3 protein-coding genes are annotated in these 2,489 nt (G+C 50.0%); 2 read left to right on the top strand and 1 reads right to left on the bottom strand.

Annotated features, from left to right (window positions below; translation table 11 throughout):
- Both NZ772_17255 and NZ772_17250 read left to right on the top strand, forming a co-directional pair.
- Positions 1 to 223, top strand: a 223-nt coding sequence (locus NZ772_17255) for a Mo-dependent nitrogenase C-terminal domain-containing protein (protein ID MCS6815305.1), incomplete at its 5' end; no start/stop codon positions are given.
- The gene (locus NZ772_17250; GenBank protein ID MCS6815304.1) at positions 198 to 422 is read left to right on the top strand and encodes a hypothetical protein; all 225 of its coding nucleotides are present in this window, start codon (positions 198 to 200) and stop codon (positions 420 to 422) included. The genes NZ772_17255 and NZ772_17250, both read left to right, overlap by 26 nt.
- Before the next feature lie 31 nt (positions 423 to 453).
- Here NZ772_17250 and NZ772_17245 read toward each other — a convergent pair whose 3' ends face one another.
- Positions 454 to 2,181 carry an ABC transporter permease subunit gene (locus NZ772_17245; GenBank protein ID MCS6815303.1) on the bottom strand — a complete coding sequence of 576 codons (1,728 nt, stop codon included), beginning with the start codon at positions 2,179 to 2,181 and terminating at the stop codon, positions 454 to 456.
- Between the last annotated feature and the right edge of the window lie 308 nt (positions 2,182 to 2,489).

Raw genomic sequence — 2,489 nt, 5'->3', positions numbered from 1 at the left:
GCAATCTATTTGCCAGTGGATTCCAGCCCAATGTCCCTTCGCTCGAACAATTTCTTGGCAGGGTCGTACTTTACTAGTGATTCCGCCGTTGTGCAAACTTAATCCTTTCTATGATGAGTTGATGGGTTTGCGATTCCGAGCACTTTCCTATTTGGCTGAACAATCCTGTGCAGATGCTTACATGGGAGGGCAAATCAATGCAGAGCCTGCGAAATCCTGTTAGTACTGAAGGCTGGTCTATTCAGATTTATGGCGGCGATCGCAGGCTGCTTCTCTCTCTAGATGCCTCTCATGCTTGGCTGTTTGGCATTGGCATGATAGTTGGCTTTATCATCGCAGTCATTGGGCTGAGTCATGATCGTCCAATATCAGACCCTGTAACCGAGGCTTTACCTCAGGTAGCTCCCCTACAACTAGACTAGATAGGCAGGGAGGAGTAGATAATCGCTTAGGTCATAGGTGATATTTCACTTCCGCTAGCTGATAGAGCCTGCGCCATAGCAACCGGTTTAGACCCACCACAAATAGGCTCATCATGCCAATGCCTAGGGTGATGCGGGGCCAGTCTCCATCAAAGGTAGCGTCGGCGATGTAAGAGCCTAGGCCTGTTGCAGTAAGGGTTGTTGATCCCCAGGTCACAATCTCAGAAACGATGCTAGCGTTCCAAGCCCCACCACTAGCGGTTACGCCGCCAGTCACCCAGGCAGAGAAAATGCCAGGAATGATGAGCTTTTTCCAGCGCTGCCACCCCGTTAGACCAATATCATCGGCCATTTCGCGCAGGTCAGTGGGAATGCTCTGGGCACCTGCGATCGAGTTGAACAGGATATACCACTGAGCACCCAGTGCCATTAGCAAGATGCTGCCCCACTCAATGCTGATGTTGGTACGAATGAAAAACAGGGTAGCAAAGGGAAAAATGAAGTTAGCAGGGAAGGATGCAAGGAACTGAACCACGGGTTGCAGAGTGCGAGCCAGCTTGGGATTGAACCCGATTGCCACGCCAACTGGTGTCCAGATTACTGTGGCAAACAGCAGCAGTGTTGTCACTCGCAGTAGGGTGAGGATACCCAGCCAGAAGGTTTTGAGTACTTCGCCTAAGCCTACAGTGGTAAGGACGAAGTGCAGTGCCCAGGCGATGAGCAGACCAATAATGACCAGCAAAAATAGGTTGTAAAGCCGATCGCCTCGCTGTTCTTGGCTTGCATCAGGCCTGAAAGTAGGGTTAGAACGGGTAAGCCTCGATAACAGTTGGTTAACTGCCTCCTGAATCGGTATGAGTGCCCTACCCAACATGCGGGGAATCCGTGCTGTTTGCAACAGATCATATACCCAGGATTCTGGAGCCTCTGATGAAGCACTCTGCTCCATACGAAACTTGTCTGACCAAGCAATGAGAGGTCGCCAAAAGAGCTGATCTACTAGTACAATGACGACAGCAATGGTTAGCAGTGCCCAGCTTAGTGCGACTAGGTTTTCGTTGGCGATCGCCGCTGCTACGTAAGAACCAATTCCCGGTAAGGTGTATTCTTGATTGAGTACACTAATGGCCTCGCTGGCAGCTACAAAAAACCAGCCCCCGCCAAAGCTCATCATGGCATTCCACAGCAGTCCTATGGTAGCAGATGGCACCTCTAGCTTCATAAATCGCTGCCAGCGCGATAGTTGATAAAGCGTTGCTGCTTCATCCAGTTCCTTGGGTACCGTCCGTAGGGACTGATAGAAGGAAAAAGTCATGTTCCAGACTTGGCTGGTGAAGATGGCAAAAATCGAAGCTGCCTCTAACCCTAGCAAGCTACCTGGAAACAAGGCAATGAAGCCAGTCACGGTTATGGAGAGAAACCCTAACACCGGTACAGATTGCAAAATATCCAGTAACGGAATCATGACCCGCTCGGCTCGTCGGCTATTGGCAGCAATGTATCCGTAGACCAAGGTAAATATCATGGAAAAAAATAAGGCGATAAACATGCGTAGGGTCGATCGCCCGGCGTAGTACGGTAGGTTACGGGGGTCAAGATCAACAGTAGGGACTATTTTGGGGGGTTCAAAGCTGACGAGCGCACCGGCCCCAATCCGAGCAATCAATGCCAACAGCACCAATGTGCCTAGAATAACGGCAACATCTGCCAGTCCGAAGGGATAGCGCCGCAGCGCTTCGGGAGATGGAAAGGTTTTCATAGGCCACGACTGTCACTGAATCAGGAGCACCCCTAGTGTCTCACTGATTTTCGCCATTTTTTCGCCATTGTGGAACTGCTTTTAGAGTTGACTGAATTTGTGATCGCTCAACCAGCAGCAAGGGATCCAATAATAGAAATGTCTTGCTGTCCGCTAGCACCTAACCTAGGTTAAGAACTTGTAGGCTGTTGCTTGAGTTCCTACGAGTTAGGCTCTAGCCCTATGGGCGTGGGCTGCATAGTTACAGCTTCAACTATGGCAATGTGTAGGTTAATCAAGACATTTTAGTTGGGACATTTTGTAAGGAC

It is taken from the genome of Cyanobacteriota bacterium (assembly GCA_025054735.1).
GTDB lineage: Bacteria > Cyanobacteriota > Cyanobacteriia > SKYG9 > SKYG9 > SKYG9.
Note: the sequence above shows the minus strand (reverse complement) of the source record. Positions and strands in the feature narration are given on the sequence as shown.